The 17,446-nt window shown below is 74.0% G+C and carries 12 protein-coding genes and 1 pseudogene; 12 read left to right on the forward strand and 1 reads right to left on the reverse strand.

Annotated features, from left to right (window positions below; translation table 11 throughout):
• Nucleotides 1-10: 10 nt before the first annotated feature.
• From ACIRBX_RS08515 to ACIRBX_RS08535, 5 genes and pseudogenes are all read left to right on the forward strand, one after another.
• On the forward strand, nt 11-1,042 hold the full coding sequence (locus ACIRBX_RS08515; RefSeq protein ID WP_402294655.1) for a type II secretion system F family protein: 1,032 nt from the start codon (nt 11-13) through the stop codon (nt 1,040-1,042).
• A gap of 173 nt (nt 1,043-1,215) precedes the next feature.
• The gene (locus ACIRBX_RS08520) at nt 1,216-1,854 is read left to right on the forward strand and encodes a type II secretion system F family protein (protein ID WP_402294657.1); all 639 of its coding nucleotides are present in this window, start codon (nt 1,216-1,218) and stop codon (nt 1,852-1,854) included.
• A 129-nt stretch (nt 1,855-1,983) separates the two neighbouring features.
• Nucleotides 1,984-2,277, forward strand: a complete 294-nt coding sequence (locus ACIRBX_RS08525; RefSeq protein ID WP_402294659.1) for a DUF4244 domain-containing protein — start codon at nt 1,984-1,986, stop codon at nt 2,275-2,277.
• 136 nt (nt 2,278-2,413) lie between these two features.
• Nucleotides 2,414-2,770 (forward strand): TadE family type IV pilus minor pilin, encoded by a 357-nt coding sequence (locus tag ACIRBX_RS08530; RefSeq protein ID WP_402294661.1) that lies wholly within the window; start codon nt 2,414-2,416, stop codon nt 2,768-2,770.
• A 20-nt stretch (nt 2,771-2,790) separates the two neighbouring features.
• A pseudogene (locus tag ACIRBX_RS08535) lies at nt 2,791-3,189 on the forward strand (Rv3654c family TadE-like protein); the annotation flags it as partial.
• 317 nt (nt 3,190-3,506) lie between these two features.
• Here the strand turns inward: ACIRBX_RS08535 and ACIRBX_RS08540 are convergent.
• Nucleotides 3,507-5,867 (reverse strand): DEAD/DEAH box helicase, encoded by a 2,361-nt coding sequence (locus tag ACIRBX_RS08540; RefSeq protein ID WP_402294663.1) that lies wholly within the window; start codon nt 5,865-5,867, stop codon nt 3,507-3,509.
• Between the two features lie 224 nt (nt 5,868-6,091).
• Between ACIRBX_RS08540 and ACIRBX_RS08545 the strand changes: the two genes are divergently transcribed.
• The 7 genes from ACIRBX_RS08545 (at nt 6,092) to tmk (ending at nt 17,347) form a co-directional block, all read left to right on the forward strand.
• A complete protein-coding gene (locus ACIRBX_RS08545; RefSeq protein ID WP_402294665.1) occupies nt 6,092-6,433 on the forward strand; it encodes an STAS domain-containing protein in 342 nt (113 codons plus the stop codon).
• A 273-nt stretch (nt 6,434-6,706) separates the two neighbouring features.
• Nucleotides 6,707-7,132, forward strand: coding sequence for an ATP-binding protein (locus ACIRBX_RS08550; protein WP_402294666.1), 426 nt, complete (start codon nt 6,707-6,709; stop codon nt 7,130-7,132).
• A 217-nt stretch (nt 7,133-7,349) separates the two neighbouring features.
• Nucleotides 7,350-8,123, forward strand: a complete 774-nt coding sequence (locus ACIRBX_RS08555) for a hypothetical protein (RefSeq protein ID WP_402294668.1) — start codon at nt 7,350-7,352, stop codon at nt 8,121-8,123.
• Nucleotides 8,124-8,172: 49 nt separating this feature from the next.
• Nucleotides 8,173-9,708, forward strand: coding sequence for a methyltransferase (locus ACIRBX_RS08560; protein ID WP_402294670.1), 1,536 nt, complete (start codon nt 8,173-8,175; stop codon nt 9,706-9,708).
• 301 nt (nt 9,709-10,009) lie between these two features.
• A complete protein-coding gene (locus ACIRBX_RS08565; protein ID WP_402294671.1) occupies nt 10,010-10,465 on the forward strand; it encodes a DUF3592 domain-containing protein in 456 nt (151 codons plus the stop codon).
• A gap of 582 nt (nt 10,466-11,047) precedes the next feature.
• Nucleotides 11,048-13,924, forward strand: coding sequence for a type I DNA topoisomerase (gene topA, locus ACIRBX_RS08570; protein ID WP_402294673.1), 2,877 nt, complete (start codon nt 11,048-11,050; stop codon nt 13,922-13,924).
• Nucleotides 13,925-14,095: 171 nt separating this feature from the next.
• Nucleotides 14,096-17,347, forward strand: coding sequence for a dTMP kinase (gene tmk / locus ACIRBX_RS08575; RefSeq protein WP_402294675.1), 3,252 nt, complete (start codon nt 14,096-14,098; stop codon nt 17,345-17,347).
• Nucleotides 17,348-17,446: the final 99 nt, after the last annotated feature.

Below are 17,446 nucleotides of genomic sequence, written 5' to 3' on the forward strand. Positions count from 1 at the left end.
GGCCGGGCAGATGCTGGCTGTCGCCGGGGCCGGAGGTGTGGCCGTCGGCCTCTGGCTCGGACTGAGGCGGCGGGCCAAGGTGGCGATCCGGGCCCGTTCCCTCCTGGGTGTGGCGGTGGCGAGCCATGGCCGCCGCGGGCGGCTGCTGGCGCTCGGGACCGCCCGGCCGCCGTGGCTGGTGGTCGAACTCCTGCTGGTGCCGGCTGGATTGGTGATCGGTCAGTTCACCCTCTCGCCGGTGCCGGTCCTCCTGGCCGTCGCGGGCGTGGTCCCGGTGCGGCGCTGGCGGGGCCGACGGCGGAGGGCTGCCGAGGCGCGGCGGCGGGCCTCGGCAGTGATCGAGCTCTGCGAGGGGCTGGCCGCCGAACTCCGCAGCGGAGCCACGGCGGGGCAGGCGCTGGCCCTACTGATGAGCCGCCCCTCGGGGCTGAGGGACGGCCTCGGCGCGGAGCCCGCAGCGCGGTTGACGGCCGGCCGGTACGGGGCCGACGTCCCGGCCGCCCTGCGCCTGATCGCCGAACTGCCCGGCGGCCGGGGCGCGGCGGCGCTGGCGGCCTGCTGGCAGGTCACCGCCGAGAGCGGCACCGGTCTCGCCCCGGGCCTCGACCAACTCGCCGACGCGCTCAGGGCGGAGCGCGCCCTGGTCGAGGAGATCACGGGGGAGTTGGCGGGGCCGAGGACCACCGTCGCGCTGCTTGCGGCCCTCCCCTTGATCGGCTTGCTACTCGGCGCCGCACTCGGTGCCGATCCGGTCCGGATCCTGCTGCACACCCCGGCCGGTCTGGCCTGCCTGGTGGCCGGTGCCGTGCTGGAGGCAGCCGGGCTGGCGTGGACGGCGAGGATCGTCCGGGCCGCCGAGGGTGCGCCCGAGCGGCGGGAGCGGGGGAAGCCCCGCGACGGGGTGCCGGGAGCCCTGGGCGAGGACGGCGGTAGCCGGGGCGTGGCCCGGTGCGGGATCTCCCGGACCTCGCCCGAGGGCCGGCCCCAGGACCAGTGGGTCGGGCGGAGCGCCCCGTCCGTGCAGGCCGAGGCGGCGTGGTGAGGCGGGAGTTGCTGCCACTGCTGCTGTTCGCTGGAGCGGCAGCGGTCACGGTCGGAGCGGGCGTGGCCCAGGTGGTCCGAGGGTGGGTGATCCGGCGCCGGATCAGGAGGTGGCAGCGCTCGATCGGGGCCCGGCGCGTGTGGCGGCCGGGTGGTGGACGTCTCGGCCGGGCCATGACCGCGCGGGGCGTCAGCCGGACGGTGCTGCTGGAGCGGGTGCTTCCGGTGCTGGTCGGTGGTGGAGCAGCCGTGTTGGTGGGTGGCCCGGCCGGCTTGGGGGTGGGTCTGCTGGCCGGGGCGGCGGCGCGTAGGTGGCTGCCCCGGGTCCGTTCCCCTGCTGCTCGCCGGGCTGCGGCGGAGCAGGACCACCTCACCCGGCAACTCCCGCTCGCTGCGCAGCTGTTGGCCGCCTGTCTGGGTGCCAGTAGTTCGCCGGCCGCTGCGGCGGCGGCCGTGTCGGAGAGCGTGGACGAGCCGATGAGCGGCCGACTGGCAGCTGTGGCAGCCGAGTTGACGCTCGGTGCCCCACCCGAGCTGTGCTGGGAGCGGCTCGGAGTCGACTGCCCTTCGCTTGCCCCGCTGGCCCGCTGCCTGGTCCGTACGAGCATCAGCGGTGCCCCTCCCACGGCTCCGCTGACCGGCCTGGCGCACGCCCACCGGGCCACGGCCTCCCGCGCCGCCCACGCCCGGGTCCGCCGGGCCGGGGTGCTGGCCACCGCCCCGTTGGGGGTCTGTTTCCTGCCCGCCTTCGTGCTGGTGGGGGTGGTGCCGGTGGTGATGGGCCTGACCTCGCTGTTCGCCGCACGGGCGTGAGTCGCTGCGGCCCGACATCCCGTTCCTTCGACCCCGCCGTTCCTTCGACCCTGCCGGCCCGGCCGTCCTTGTGGCCCTGTTCCGATTTCGAGCACCTCCAACTCTCCGCACTGACGAAGGAGTTCTGTCATGACGACTCGTACCGTTCGCCACGCCCACCCCTACAACGAGGTCCGTTCCCGTCAGCCGATCGGCGGCAGTCGCCGGATCCGCGTGCTGATGCGCCGACGCCGACGCTGGCTGACGAGCCGGGTCCACCGCTTGCGGACCACCCGGGGCGACGCCGGGATGACCACGGCCGAGTACGCCGTGGGTACCGTGGCGGCCTGCGGGTTCGCCGCCCTGCTGTACAAGGTGGTGACCAGTGGCGCGGTCTCCGGAGCCATCAGCGAGCTGCTCAACCGGGCGCTCCATGCGGTCTGACGTGCCGTCGGCCCGGGGCGGGCGGGCCGTGCCCGCCCCGGGGGCCGGTGGCACGGCGGCTGGCTGGCCGGGCCGGGGGCGACGACGGTCAGGGCAATCACGTCAGGTCGGCAGGCGGTCGGCGGAGCGCGGATTCGTGACGGCGGAGACGGCGGTCGTCCTGCCCGCGCTGGTCTTCCTGGTCGCCTTGCTGGTGTGGGGTGTGGTCGCGGCGGCTGCACAGATCAAATGCGTGGACGCGGCGCGGATCGGGGCCCGGGCGGCTGCCCGTGGTGACGGTGGCGCGGCTGGGCTCGCGCGTGCGGCTGCCCCACCAGGGGCGAGCGTCTCCGTCTCGGTGACCGGCGACACCGTCCGGGTCAGCGTCGACGCCCCGAGTCCGGCACCCGGACGGCTGGGCGGGCTGTTGTCGGTCCGTCTGCACGCGGAGGCTGCTGCAGCCAGGGAGGACGTGATCGGCGCGGAGGGAGGCGGGGGTCCGTGGCCGGCCTGAGCACAGAGGGACAGGACCCCATGGCATCGGCGGATGCCAGGCGAGCAGGCGCCAACAGCCGTCAAAAGAAAGGGTATTCGGGTCCTCGGTCGGCGGCCGACCGGGGCTCGGCGAGCATCTGGCTGGTCTCGCTGGCGATGCTCGGCTGCGTCGTCTTCGCCGCGAGCCTGGCCGTCGGGGCGGTGGTGGCCGCCCGGCACCGGGCGGAGTCGGCCGCTGATCTGGCTGCGCTCGCCGCCGCCGGACACTTGATGGTGGACGAGGACGGCGGCTGTGGCCGGGCGGCCCGGATTGTTGGCGAGCACCGGGCCCGGCTGGTGAGTTGCCAGGTGCACGAGAGCATCGACGCGGTCGACGTGGTGGTGGAGGTCCGGGTCTCGGGCGTTCCCCTCCCGGTCGGTCCGGCGCGGGCGCGGTCCAGGGCAGGTCCGGTGTGGGCCTGGGGCGATGGAGCAGTCGGCGTCAGCGGCGACACCGGTCCCGGTGCTGCGAGCGCGCTCACCCCTACGCTGCCACTCCTACCCGGGCCGTCCGCTGCCGGATCGGTCCCGAGGGTGCCGGGGGTCCCGGCCGTGACCTCGGCCGTGACCGGACTGTCCTCGACCGGTCTGTTCGCTCGTGGAGAGCCCGGGAGTGGATTGCCCGGCGGCAGGCCGCCCCGGAGTCCGTCGCCCCCGGACGGGGATGGATCGGCCCGGCCCGCCCGCTCCAACCCTGCAGATGAGGTGACGGCGCCTCAGGACTGCTCCCCGCCTGCCGACGGCAGCCGCTCGCCCTGTCGCCCCGGTGCACCCGCCAGCAGGACGTCCAACAGACGCACTGCTGCCGCCTTGTCCAGCGGGTCGTTCCCGTTGCCGCACTTCGGAGACTGCACGCACGACGGGCACCCCCGCTCGCACTCGCAGGCCGCAATGGCCTCCCGGGTGGCGGTCAGCCACTGCTCGGCGCCACGGAAGCCCCGCTCGGCGAAGCCCGCACCGCCGGAGTGGCCGTCGTACACGAAGACCGTCGGCAGGCCGGTGTCCGGGTGCAGCGGTACCGAGACCCCGCCGATGTCCCAGCGGTCGCAGGTGGCGAAGAGCGGGAGCAGGCCGATCGAGGCGTGCTCGGCGGCGTGGGCGGCGCCCGGCAGCTGGTCGAACGGGATCACGGCGTCCAGCAGTTGGTCCTCGGTGACGCACCACCAGACGGCGCGGGTGCGCAGCGTCCGGGGCGGTAGGTCGAGCTTGCTCTCGCCCAGCACCTCGCCGGTCGAGATGCGCTTGCGGAGGTATCCGACCACCTGGTTGACCACCTCCACCGAACCGAAGCAGAGCCGCGCCTCGCCCCACTCCACGGTGGTGTCGGTGGAGAGCACGGAGATGGAGGTGATGTCCCGGGCGGAGGTGGTGTAGGGCGGGTCGGCCGGCTCGACCAAGGCGACGGAGGTCTCCAGGTCGAGGTCCTGCACCAGGTAGCTGCGCCCCTGGTGCAGGTGGACCGCCCCCGTGTGGACGGTGGTGTGGGCGGCGGCGGCATCCACGGTGCCGAGCAGCCGGCCGGTCGAGCCCTCCACGATCTGCACGGGGTTGCCGCCACTGCCCCGGAGGTCCACGGCATCGGCGGCCCGCTCCCGGCGGGTCCAGTACCAGGAGCCTTCCGTCCGGCGCCGGAGCAGTCCGCGCTTCTCCAGCACCGGCAGCAGCGGCTCGGCAGACGGGCCGAACAGCGTCAGGTCTTCGGCGCCGAGCGGGAGTTCGGCGGCGGCTGCGCACAGGTGCGGTGCGAGCACGTGCGGGTTGTCCGGGTCCAGCACGGTGGCCTCGACCGGAGTGGCGAACAGCGCCTCGGGGTGGTGCACCAGATAGGTGTCCAGCGGGTCGTCCCGGGCGATCAGCACGGCCAGCGCCCCTTGGGCTTCGCGCCCTGCCCGGCCCGCCTGCTGCCAGAGTGAGGCCCGGGTGCCCGGGTAGCCGGCCATCAGGACGGCGTCCAGACCGGAGACGTCCACACCGAGTTCGAGCGCCGAGGTGGAGGCCAGGCCGAGCAGGCGGCCGGAGTGCAGGGCCTGTTCGAGCCCCCGGCGCTCCTCCGCCAGGTAGCCGCCCCGGTAGGCGGCGACCCGGGCGGCCAGCGGCTGGCCGAGCTGCTCCTGGGCCTGCAGGGCGACCAACTCGGCGGCCCGCCGGGAGCGGACGAAGACCACCGTGCGGGTGTCCTGCTCGACCAGCTCGGTCAGCAGGTACCCGGCCTCGGCGGTGGCGGTGCGGCGTACGGGCGCGCCCTGCTCCCCGACGTTCTCGGTGAGCGGCGGCTCCCAGAGGGCGAAGACCATCGGCCCGCGCGGCGAGGCGTCCTCGGTCACCGCGACGGCCGGCAGTCCGGTCAGCCGCTGCGCGGTGACGGCCGGGTCGGCGGTGGTGGCGGAGGCGAGCAGGAAGGTGGGGGAGGAGCCGTAGCGGGCACAGAGCCGTCGGAGCCGCCGCAGCACCTGGGCCACGTGCGAGCCGAAGACGCCCCGGTAGCTGTGGCACTCGTCGATGACCACGTACTTCAGCGTCTTGAGGAAGGAGGCCCAGCGCGGGTGTGCGGGCAGGATGCCCCGGTGCAGCATGTCCGGGTTGGTCAGCACGTAGGAGGCGTACTGGCGGACCCACTCGCGCTCCTCGAACGGAGTGTCCCCGTCGTAGAGGGCGGCCCGGACCCGGCTCGGGGCGAGTTCGGCGGCGCGGCGGCGCTGGTCGGCGGCGAGGGCCTTGGTCGGGGCGAGGTAGAGCGCCGTGGCACCCCGGCCGTTGCGCGCCTCGGTGCCGGTGAGCAGGTCGCTGAGCACCGGTGCCAGGTAGCCGAGGGACTTCCCGGAGGCGGTGCCTGTGGCCAGGACCACAGTTTGGCCCGATTTGGCCAATTCCATCGCCTCGGCCTGATGGGCCCAGGGCTCGCCGATGCCGAGCTCCCGAGCGGCGGCCACCACCTCCGGGCGGATGCCCTCCGGCCACGGTGCGTGCCGGGCGGGGCGGGCCGCCATGTGCTCCGTATGGGTGAGGCGGTCGGCTCTGCCACGGCTGGTTGAGAGGGCGGCCAGCAGGGCCTCTGGCTGGTGGTGTCGGGGCGGCATGACCATCCAGTGTGTCACTGCCGTGACGGAGAATCGCGCCAAGCCATCGTGCGGGCATGGTCACAGGTGGTTGAATGAAGCCGTGACGGCCGCATGGCCGAGGGTTGCATCGCCGCGCTCGCACGAGGACAGTGGCCGTGCCGTGCCCGGCCTTGCGACCAAGCGGTCGCGGTCACCCGGCCGAGGATCGCAATGACGTAGCAAGGCAAGGTGCTGGAGGTTCCGTGGACCTGTCCCTGTCGACCCGCACTGTCGGCGACCGTACGGTCGTCGAGGTTGGCGGCGAGATCGATGTGTACACCGCCCCCAAGCTGCGCGAGCAGCTGGTCGAGCTCGTCAACGAGGGCAATTACCACCTGGTCGTCGACATGGAGGGCGTTGACTTCCTGGACTCGACCGGTCTCGGTGTCCTGGTCGGCGGTCTCAAGCGCGTTCGCGCGCACGAGGGTTCGCTCCGCCTGGTGTGCAACCAGGAGCGCATCCTGAAGATCTTCCGGATCACCGGTCTGACCAAGGTCTTCCCGATCCACCCCTCGGTGGACGACGCGGTCGCGGCGAACGACTGACGGGTGCTCAGGCACCCCGGCCTGGTGGTCTGACCAGGCGTCAGTGCGGACTCGGCACCGGTCGAGCGGCGCTGACCTGCCGTCAGCAGGGCGATCCGGAGCCTGGCTTCCGGCCCGTCCCGCGCGGCGGCACTCGATGAAGCTCACTCGCACACCGGCGGGGCCACTGCGGCCCCGCCGGTGGCGGATGGTGGGCGATTGCCCCGGCGCGGCGCCGTCCGGCCCGCGCGAGCCCGGGGTGTGATCCCGGGCACGATCCCGGAGGGGAAGACAATGGCAACGGTCGAACTTCGGTTCAGCGCACTTCCCGAGCACGTGCGGACGGCCCGTCTGGTGGCTGCGGCGGTGGCGCGGCGTGCCGGAGTCGATGAGTCCGTGCTCGATGAGGTCCGGCTCGCCGTGGGCGAGGCGTGCTCGCGGGCGGTGGGTCTGCACCAGCGGGGTGGCGTCGACGGCGCGGTCCGGGTGGCGCTCACCGATCAGGAGAAGCGTTTCCTCGTCGAGGTGGAGGACGAGGCCGGCCCGTCCGGTCTGCCGCCGGTCGGCAGTGCCGCCGAGGAGGCGGGCGAGGATGCGGAGGACGCACTCGGACTCGCGGTGATCACCGGCTTGGTCGAGGACGTCGAGGTCACCTCGGGGGCTGGCGGTGGGCTGATCCGGATGAGTTGGCCGCTGCTGCCGGAGCTCGGCGAGTTCTGAGCACCTCGGCGAGTTCTGAGCACATCGAGGCGTCCTGAGCACATCGACGGGTCCTGAGCATGTCCGGGAGCCGGACACCTCCGGGGAGGCTCGGCTCGCGGGAGCGCAGCGTCGTACGGTGACTCGGGTGGTCCCGAGTCGCAGCGCGGGCGCACGGCCCGGAGCGGGATCCGGCGGAGCGGATCGGTGGCAGGTGGCCGCCGTGTAGGTTCACAGGGTGAAGTTCGAGAAGCGGCTGTGGGCCGTACCCGTGCTGGGCCTGACGCTGGCGGTGGGCGCCGTCGGTTGCGGCGGTGACGACGACTCGGCCACCGCCGCGCTCGACTCCTGGGCGAAGAGCGTCTGCGACGCGGCGCACGATCCGATCGTGCAGTCGAAGACCGCGCTGGAGGACAGCGGCAAGGTCGTCCCGGGTGAGGCTCCGGCCGAGCTGCAGAAGCGGCTCGCCGGCGACCTGGGCACGCTGGCGCAGACCAACCAGCAGCTGGCGGACGCGATCGCCAAGGCGGGTGCGCCGAAGGTCGGTGAGGGCGCCAAGGTCCAGCAGGGTGCCTCGGACGAGCTCAAGCAGGCAGCCCAGGGCTACCTGGACGTCCAGCAGAAGCTGACCGCGTTGCCCAACGAGGACCAGGCGAAGTTCGCCGACGGTCTGCGCAGCGTCAGTGACCAGATCCAGCGGCTGGCCCAGCAGTCCACGGACGCGCTCAACACGCTGCAGAGCGGTGAGCTCGGCGTCGCGATCTCCAAGCAGACCGGCTGCAAGCCCTCGCCGACGGGCAGTCAGACGCCGGGCCCGGACGGCGGCCAGACGGCTGGTCAGACGCCGAGCCAGGCGCCGAGCCAGACGCCCGGGCAGAGCGGTGCGCCGACCGAGGGGCAGTCGCCCTCCGCCGCGGCCTCCGGCACGCCTTCCACCGGCTCCTCGGAGACTCCCTCGGCCGCCGCCTCCGGGACCCCGTCCGGGACCCCGGCCGCCACGCCGAGCGGCTGAGCTCCGGTCACCGGCCCGCCGCCCCGCCGACAGGCGGGAGAATGGGCCGGTGACCAGTAGCAGCCCTGCACTTGACCATGCCCGCCTCGCGAAGCTGCGCGAGGCGTTGCTCGCCGCCTCCTTCACCGCCGACGGGTGCCTCGACCTGCTCGGGCCGACCGCGTACGCCGCGCTCGCCCGGAGCGAGGCCGTGCCCGCCCTGCGGGCTACCGGGGGCGGCAGCCCGTTGGAGACCCTGGTCCGGCTGTTCCTGCTCCAGCAGCCGGCGCCGTACGCCGCCGCGGCCGCCGCGCTGCCGGTGGAGGACTGCCTGACGGACCGTTGGCTGGTCCGGGACGGCGACGAGGTGCGGGCCGCGGTGGACGTGCGCCCGTACGCCAACGAGGTCTCCGGTCTGCCCAGCGCCGATGCCTGGGTGGTCTCCGACCTGGGGTGCGCGGTCGGCGGGGCTGGCGGCATCGGCTCCGGCGAGACCTCGAACGGGGTGGCCCGCAAGGACCTGGTGCTGGGTGTCGGCGGGGCGTCCACCACGCTGGCCAACCTGGCCGTGCGCCGCCCGGTGCGCCGGGCGCTGGACCTGGGCTCCGGTTCGGGTGTGCAGGCGCTGCACACCGTCCGGCACGCCCAGCACGTCACCGCGACCGACCTCAACCCGCGCGCGCTGCACTTCACCGCGCTGACCCTGGCGCTGTCCGGCTTCGAGAACGTGGAGACCGCCGAGGGCAGCCTGTTTGAGCCCGTCGGGGACGCGCGGTTCGACCTGATCGTCTCCAACCCGCCGTTCGTGATCTCCCCCGGCAGCCGTTTCGTCTACCGGGACGGCGGGATGGCGGGCGACGAGCTCTGCCGCTCTATCGTCCGGGGTGCCGCCGCGCACCTGGAGCCGGGCGGCTACTGCCACCTGCTGGCGAACTGGCAGCACGTCAGGGGCGAGGACTGGCAGGACCGGTTGGCCGGCTGGGTGGCCGGCACCGGGCTGGACGCCTGGGTGGTGCAGCGAGAGGTGCAGGACCCGGCCCAGTACGCCGAGCTCTGGCTGCGCGACGGGGGTGACCACCGGGGCCCGGGTTCGGACTACCAGGCCCGGTACGGGGAGTGGCTGGACGCCTTCGCGGCGGGCGGGGTCGAGGGCATCGGATTCGGCTGGATCACCCTGCGGGCGGGCGGCGCGGAGCAGCCGACGGTTCGGATCGAGGAGTGGCCGCACCCGGTGGAGCAGCCGCTCGGCCCGCACATCGAGGGCTGGTTCGAACGGCAGGACTTCCTGCGCGGCCACGACGATGCCGCGCTGCTGGCGGCCCGTTACCAGCTGGCCGACGAGGTGGTGCAGGAGCAGGTCGGTGCCCCCGGCGCGGAGGACCCGGAGCACGTGGTGCTCCGTCACAACCGGGGCATGCGCCGCGCCACCAAGGTGGACACCGTGGGCGCGGGCTTCGTCGGGGTCTGCGACGGCACGCTGGCGGCCGGCGAGATCGTGGACGCGATCGCGCAGCTGCTCGGCGAGGACCGGGTGGTGCTGCGGGACCGGGTGCCGGAGTCGCTGCGGCTGCTGACCGAGCAGGGCTTCATCGAGCCGGTCGGGTAGCCCGGCGGAGCGGGGCGCCGGTGGCGGCCCGAGGGGTGCGCCCTTCGGGCCCGGGCGGTGAGAGTGGAGAACGTTGTCCACAGGCGGTGGACAACGGTGCGGCCCGGCCCGGTTCGAACGCGGAAGTGGCCCGTCGGCGGCCGGCCCGGCGGCCACCAGGGGCCCTGTGACGGCCCGTCATCTCCGGTTCACCCCCAGGGGGCCCCGGCTTCGCCGGGCGTACGACACCCGGCCGTCCGCACCTGCCAGCCTCCCGTCCACAGGCTGTGGACGAGGTGGGGCGGGCGGGAGGGGTGGGGCGATGGAGACGCCGACGGCATTGGCGGCAGGGGTGGTACTCACGCTCTTCGGTAGCGCGCTACTGCTCTGGTGCGCTGTCGAACTGCGACTTCGCCACCACCTGCGCCGCCACGGTGTGCCCGTCACCGCCCGGGTGGTCGCGGACCGCGACGCGTTCGGCGAGCCCGGTGCGGAGACCTACGGCGAGCTGGACAGCGCCCCGCTGCTCGCCGTCCCGACCGGTCCTGACCGGTCCGTGCTGACCAGGCCGCGCGGGCAGACCCCGCTGCGCCGCCCGGCCTGGCTGGTGCCCGGCGCAGCCGTGCCGGTGCGGTACGACGCGCGGCGGCCGAGCCGGGTGGTGCTGGCGGCGGGTTCGGCGGGTTCGGCCGTCCCCGGCGACGTGCTGTGGCTGCTGCTCGGAACCAGCGCGCTGGCCGGCGGCCTCAGCCTGCTCGGCGAGGTGCTGGCCCGCTGACCCCCGGGCCTGAAGCTCAAGGCTTCAAGGCTCAAGGCCTCCGAAGCTCCGGGGCTCTGAAGCTCAGGGACGCCGGATTCACGGGTTCACGTCACCGCGTACCCGGCGCCCGACGGCGGGGCTCCCGTCGCGACGGCCCGGGCGCCGGAGCCGCCCGCCACCGCCCGCTCCGCCCGGCGCCGTCATCGGTGCGGATGCGATCGATCCCATGACTGCAAGGCCCGTGGCCCCGTCCTGGGCGGCCCGGACGGGCCGTCGCGTCCCCCGGTTCGGCTCGCCGGGTGCGCCCGCTGAACGGTCGCCGCCGTCCGGAATCCGACCCCCGGGACACTCGGGACCCCCCTCCGCGCGGCGGGAACGCGCGCCATCGGGTTACCGTTCGAGTGGCGTAGGTCGGCCTTGCCGGTGAAAAAGTGCGATCCGTTCGTTTGACAAGGGTGGCCAGGGTACGGTCACACTCCGCTGGTGGGGCCGTCGCGGAGCGACAGTCCCGCACGGCGGGGAGGACGGGATTTTCGCACTCTCCCCGGCCACCAAGCGCCGCCCAGCAGACGTAGAAACGACCGGGAGAGAAGAGCGAAGGTGTCCCCGAGCAGCGAGACCGCGCACGGCAAGCGACTCGTCATCGTCGAGTCGCCGGCCAAGGCCAAGACGATCAAGGGCTACCTGGGCCCCGGCTACGTCGTCGAGGCCAGCGTCGGGCACATCCGCGACCTTCCCGGCACGGCCGCCGAGGTGCCGGACAAGTACACCGGCGAGGTGCGTCGCCTCGGTGTCGACGTGGACCACGACTTCGCGCCGATCTACGTGGTGAACGCGGACAAGAAGTCCCAGGTCACCAAGCTCAAGTCGCTGCTCGCGGAGTCCGACGAGCTCTTCCTCGCCACCGATGAGGACCGCGAGGGCGAGGCCATCGCGTGGCACCTCCAGCAGGTCCTGAAGCCCAAGGTGCCGGTGCACCGGATGGTCTTCCACGAGATCACCAAGGACGCCATCCAGGAGGCCGTGCGCAACCCGCGCGAGCTGAACCAGCGCCTGGTGGACGCCCAGGAGACCCGCCGCATCCTCGACCGCCTCTACGGCTACGAGGTCTCGCCGGTGCTCTGGAAGAAGGTCATGCCGAAGCTCTCGGCGGGCCGCGTGCAGTCCGTCGCCACCCGCCTGGTGGTCGAGCGGGAGCGCGAGCGGATGGCCTTCCGCACCGCCTCCTACTGGGACCTGACCGGCACCTTCGGCACCGGCCGCACCACCGCCGACGCGGCCGACCCGGAGTCCTTCGGCGCCCGGCTGTCCCAGGTGGACGGCAAGCGGATCGCCTCCGGCCGTGACTTCGGCTCGGACGGCAGGCTGAAGTCCGCGAGCGCCAACACCCTGCACCTGGACGAGACGGCCGCCCGCGCGCTGGCCGCCGCCCTGGAGCAGACGGCGTTCTCGGTCCGCAGCGTCGAGTCGAAGCCCTACCGCCGCTCGCCGTACGCGCCGTTCCGCACCACCACGCTCCAGCAGGAGGCCAGCCGCAAGCTGGGCTTCGGCGCCAAGCGCACCATGCAGGTGGCCCAGAAGCTGTACGAGAACGGCTTCATCACCTACATGCGCACCGACTCGACCACGCTCTCGGAGACCGCGATCGCGGCTGCCCGGGCCCAGGTCACCCAGCTCTACGGCGCCGACTACCTGCCGGACGCGCCGCGCACCTACGCCTCCAAGGTGAAGAACGCCCAGGAGGCGCACGAGGCGATCCGCCCCTCCGGCGACCGCTTCCGGACCCCGGCCGAGACCGGTCTGAGCAGCGACGAGTTCCGGCTCTACGAGCTGATCTGGATGCGCACCGTCGCCTCCCAGATGAAGGACGCCGTCGGCCAGTCGGTGACAGTCAAGGTCGGCGGCCGGGCGGCCACCGGGCAGGACGTGGAGTTCTCCGCCTCCGGCAAGATCATCACCTTCCACGGCTTCCTCAAGGCCTACGTGGAGGGCGCCGACGACCCGAACGCCGAGCTGGACGACCGCGAGCGCCGGCTGCCCCAGGTCGCCGAGGGCGACCCGCTGGCCGCCGAGCAGCTCACCCCCGAAGGCCACTCGACCAAGCCGCCGGCCCGCTACACCGAGGCCTCGCTGGTCAAGGAGCTGGAGGACCGGGAGATCGGCCGCCCGTCGACCTACGCGTCGATCATCGACACGATCATCAACCGGAAGTACGTCTTCAAGAAGGGCACCGCGCTGGTCCCCTCCTTCCTCTCGTTCGCCGTGGTGAACCTGCTGGAGAAGCACTTCGGCCGGCTGGTCGACTACGACTTCACCGCCAAGATGGAGGACGACCTCGACCGGATCGCGGCCGGTGAGGCCGAGTCCGTGCCGTGGCTCAAGCGCTTCTACTTCGGCGAGGGCGAGGGTGCCGCGATCGCGGGCGGCGCCGCCGACGCGGGCAACGGCGACGGTGACCACCTGGGCGGGCTGAAGGAGCTGGTCACCGACCTGGGCGCGATCGACGCCCGGGAGATCAGCTCGTTCCCGCTCAACGACGAGATCACCCTGCGGGTCGGCCGCTACGGCCCGTACGTGGAGAAGGCCTCGCCGGTCGAGGGCGAGTCCGGGCAGCGCGCCGACATCCCGGACGAGCTGCCGCCGGACGAGCTGACCGTCGAGCTGGCCGAGGAGCTGCTGGCCAAGCCCAGCGGCGACTTCGAGCTGGGCAAGGACCCGGAGTCCGGCAACATGCTGGTCGCCAAGGACGGCCGCTACGGTCCGTACGTCACCGAGATCCTGCCCGAGGGCACGCCGAAGACCGGCAAGAACGCGGTCAAGCCGCGCACCGCCTCGCTGCTCAAGACGATGTCGCTGGACACCGTCACGCTGGACGACGCCCTGCGGCTGCTGTCGCTGCCCCGGGTGGTCGGCACCGACGCCGAGGGCGTGGAGATCACCGCTCAGAACGGCCGGTACGGCCCCTACCTCAAGAAGGGGACCGACTCGCGCTCGCTGACCAGCGAGGAGCAGATGTTCACCGTCACCCTCGAGGAGGCGCTGGCCATCTACGCCCAGCCGAAGCAGCGCGGCCGGGCCGCCGCGGCGCCGCCGCTCAAGGAGCTGGGCAACGACCCGGTCAGCGAGCGACCGGTGGTGGTCAAGGACGGCCGGTTCGGACCGTACGTGACCGACGGCGAGACCAACGCGACGCTCCGCAAGGACGACGACGTCGAGACCATCACGCCGGAGCGCGGCTACGAGCTGCTGGCCGAGAAGCGGGCCCGGGGCCCGGTGAAGAAGGCCGCCAAGAAGGCACCGGCGAAGAAGGCGGCGGCGACCAAGAAGACCGCCGCCAAGAAGACCACCACGGCGAAGAAGACGGCGGCCAAGAAGACCACGGCGGCCGGTACCGCGACGGCGAAGAAGACCGCCGCCAAGAAGACCGCGGCCAAGAAGGTCGCGGCCGAGAAGGTGGCTGCTCCCGAGCAGGACTGAGCCGTCGTCAGCCCGCCCCGGCGCGCGGCTGAGCCTCCGTCAGGGTCGAGGGCCCGTACTCCGGTACGGGCCCTCGACGTGTGCGGGGGGAGTGTCACAACCCTGTGATGACGGCGTTCCGGAGCGCCTCGCCCCTCTTATCCGACCGTCCGTGACCGCTACGCTGACGGTATGACGAGCGAGGAGCAGCCCAGTCCGACCGGTGTCGCCGAGCCGCCGGAGATCCGTCCCGCCGGGACCCCCGGTGAGCGGGCCAGGGCGTTGCTGCGGCTGCGCCCGTACCGGCGGCTGTGGACCGCGCAGCTGATCGGCGGGGCCGGTGACCGGCTCGGGCTGCTGGTGCTGGTCGGCCTGGCCTGGGTGGCCGCGCTGGTCGGCGGCCAGTTCGGCCACGGCTACCGGGCCGGGGCGCTGGCGGTGGCGGCGGTGCTGGCGGCGCGGCTGCTGGCCACCGTGCTGTTCGGTGCGGCGCTGCTCGGACCGGTGCACGGTCTGTTCGCTTCGAAGCTGGACCGGCGCTGGGTGCTGATCGGAGCCGACGCCTTCCGCGCGGTCCTGATCGGACTCGCCCCCTGGTGGCTCAGCTGGGCCTCCGGGTCGGCGCTCTGGCTGCTGCTGGGCACCGCCTTCCTGCTCGGTGCGGCCGAGCGGATCTGGGCGGTGGCCAAGGACGCGGCCGTGCCCGGCCTGCTGCCGGTGGCCGACCAGTACGCGCCCGAGTCGGAGCAGCGGCCCTCGGCCGCCTACCTGGACACCGTGCGCGCGGTCGACCTGCGCACCGGCTGGGCCGTGGTGCCGATGGCCGGCGCGCTGCTGGTCGTGCTGACCCTGGTCAACAACGTCTTCGCCGCCTTCGGGTCGGACTGGCTGCGGGCGCACCAGTTCACCACCGCCGGGGTCGGTGCCGCGCTGCTGCTGGCCGCCTCCGCGGTGCTCTTCGCCCTCCAGCAGCTGCCCGCCGGCCCGGCCGCCGCCCCGCGCTCCCCGCTGCGGGGCCTGCGCGCCCCGACCGACGCCACCCCCGGTCCGGCCCTCCGCAAGGGCCGGACCGGCTCCGCCCCGTTCTTCACCTTCGCGGTGGCCGCCGCCTACGCCTCGATGGCGGGCGTGGTCGCGCTCGGCGTGCTCACCTCGGTGGACCACCGGGGCGGCCCGATCGGCTACGGCCTGCTGGTGCTGGCGGCGGCCGGTGCCCCCGCCGTCGGCGTGCGGATCACCCGCCCGCTGCTGCCCTCGCTCTCCCGCCGCCGGCTGCTGGCGCTCGCCCTGATCACCGAGGGCGTGGCGCTGATCCTGGCCGGTCTGGTGCTGGACTTCGTCCTGGTGCTGCTGCTCACCGTGCTGGCCGGCCTGGCCGCCGGCGTGGTGATCGGCACCGGTCGGACCCTGCTCGCCCAGGAGGTCGAGGAGGCCCGGCTGCCGCAGGTCACCGAGCACCTCCAGGCGGTGCTGCGGGTGGTGGTCGGCGCCGCGCTGGTGCTGATGCCGCTGGCCGCCGCCGGGTACGGCGAGATCTCGCTCGGCGAGGTCCGGCCGGGCAGCTTCACCTTCATCCACGACGGCGCCGCGCTGGCCGTCGGCACCGCCGGTCTGCTGGTGCTGGTGCTGGCCGCCGTGGTGCTGCTGCGCACCGACGACCAGCGGGGCAGCGTGCCGTTCGGCCGCGAGCTGCTGCGCTCCGTCCGGGGAGCGGACCAGGTGCCGCCGCACCGGGTCAGCGGCACCGGCTACTTCATTGCCCTGGAGGGCGGGGACGGTGCCGGCAAGTCCACCCAGGCGAACGCGCTGGCCGAGTGGATCCGCAGCAAGGGCCACGAGGTGGTGATCACCCGCGAGCCCGGTGGTTCGCCGATCGGGCAGCGGCTGCGCGCCCTGGTGCTGGACGTCGGCAACACCGGCCTCTCGCACCGGGCCGAGGCACTGATCTACGCGGCCGACCGGGCCGAGCACGTGGAGAACGTCATCCGTCCCGCGCTGGAGCGCGGCGCAGTGGTGATCACCGACCGGTACATGGACTCCTCGATCGCCTACCAGGGAGCCGGCCGCGACCTGGCCGCCACCGAGGTTGCCCGCATCTCCCGCTGGGCGACCGGCGGGCTGGTGCCCGACCTGACCGTGGTGCTGGACGTGGCGCCCGAGGCGGCGCGCGAGCGCTTCACCGAGGCGCTGGACCGGCTGGAGTCCGAGCCCACCGAGTTCCACGCCCGGGTGCGGGCCGGCTTCCTCGCGCTGGCCGCCGCCGACCCGGCCCGCTACCTGGTGGTGGACGGCAGCCAGCAGCCCGCTTCCGTCACCACCGCGATCCGGCACCGGCTCGACCGCGAGCTGCCGCTCTCCGACCAGGAGAAGGCCGCCCGGATCGAGCAGGAGCGCCTCGCCCGGGAGGCGGCGGCCCGCCGCGCCGCCGAGGAGGCCCGGCTGAAGGCCGAGGCCGAGGAGGCCGAGCGCAAGCGGCTTGCCCTGCTGGAGGAACTGCGCAAGGAGCAGGAGGAGAAGGACCGGCTCGCCCGTGAGGAGGCCGAGCGGGTCGCGGCCGAGGCGGCGGCCAAGGCCGCCGAGGAGGCGCGGCTGAAGGCGGAGGCGGAGGCCGCCCGCCGGGCCGAGGAGGAGGCCGCCCGGGCGGCGGCGGAGGCCGAACGGCGCAAGGTCGAGGAGGCCGAGCGGCAGCGCCTGGCGGCCGAGGCGGCGGCGCAGGCCGAGCTCCAGCGGCAGCGCGAGGAGCAGCGGGCCGAGCAGCGACGGCGGGCCGAGGAGGCCCTGCAGCGGGCGGAGGCGGCCCGGCTGGCGGCTGCGGCGGCAACGGCTGCTGCTTCGGCGGGTGCGGCGGGTGCGGCGGGTGCGGGCTCCGGTACGGGCTCCGCGACGGATGAGTCGGCCACCACCATGGAGCTGGCCCACCCCGGCCGCGACCGGGACCAGGCCACCACCCAGCTCCGGAAGCCGGACGAGACCGCGGTGCTGCCGCGCGTGCCGGCCGACGAGACCGCGGTGCTCCCCCGGGTGCCGGCGGACGAGACGGCGGTCATGCCGCGCGTCCCGGCGGACGAGACGGCCGTGCTGCCCAAGGTGGAGGGGGCCCGGACCGCCGAGCTGCCCAAGCTGACCGGCGGCCGAGCGGCGGCTCCGGCCGCGCCCGTGGCGCCGGCTGCACCCGCCACGCCGGCCGTGCCCGCTGCGCCCGTCGACCGGGTGCCGCCGGGTCTGTGGCGGGACGAACCGGCGGAGTCCGAGGCCGAGTCCACCCGGGAGCTGGAGGTGCCGGTGGACGGGGCGCGGCCTCGTCCGTCCTGGGCCGAGGAGACCCCGATGGACGACCTCCCGAGCCTGACCGACAGCCTGCTCGGCTCGCGGGAGGAGTGGGCCCGCTGGGAGGAGACCGGCGAGGACCCGGAGAGCAACCGCAAGGGCCGCAAGCGCAAGTGAGCAGGGTGGAGGGGCGGGTGCGGCCGGTGGCCGGGCCCGCCCCTCCGTCGTGCGGTTCCGTACTGTGCGGCCCAGGGGCGCGTGCTCCGGCGCCGTCCG

This window comes from Kitasatospora sp. NPDC096147, assembly GCF_044763225.1.
GTDB lineage: Bacteria > Actinomycetota > Actinomycetes > Streptomycetales > Streptomycetaceae > Kitasatospora.

What these genes read in the sequence shown, in the direction of transcription:
- ACIRBX_RS08515 (WP_402294655.1), top strand. Translation starts at nt 11, where the DNA reads ATGCTGGCTGTCGCCGGGGCCGGAGGTGTGGCCGTCGGCCTCTGGCTC.
- ACIRBX_RS08520 (WP_402294657.1), top strand. Translation starts at nt 1,216, where the DNA reads ATGACCGCGCGGGGCGTCAGCCGGACGGTGCTGCTGGAGCGGGTGCTT.
- ACIRBX_RS08525 (WP_402294659.1), top strand. Translation starts at nt 1,984, where the DNA reads ATGACGACTCGTACCGTTCGCCACGCCCACCCCTACAACGAGGTCCGT.
- ACIRBX_RS08540 (WP_402294663.1), bottom strand. Translation starts at nt 5,867, where the DNA reads ATGCCGCCCCGACACCACCAGCCAGAGGCCCTGCTGGCCGCCCTCTCA.
- ACIRBX_RS08550 (WP_402294666.1), top strand. Translation starts at nt 6,707, where the DNA reads ATGGCAACGGTCGAACTTCGGTTCAGCGCACTTCCCGAGCACGTGCGG.
- ACIRBX_RS08565 (WP_402294671.1), top strand. Translation starts at nt 10,010, where the DNA reads ATGGAGACGCCGACGGCATTGGCGGCAGGGGTGGTACTCACGCTCTTC.
- tmk (WP_402294675.1), top strand. Translation starts at nt 14,096, where the DNA reads ATGACGAGCGAGGAGCAGCCCAGTCCGACCGGTGTCGCCGAGCCGCCG.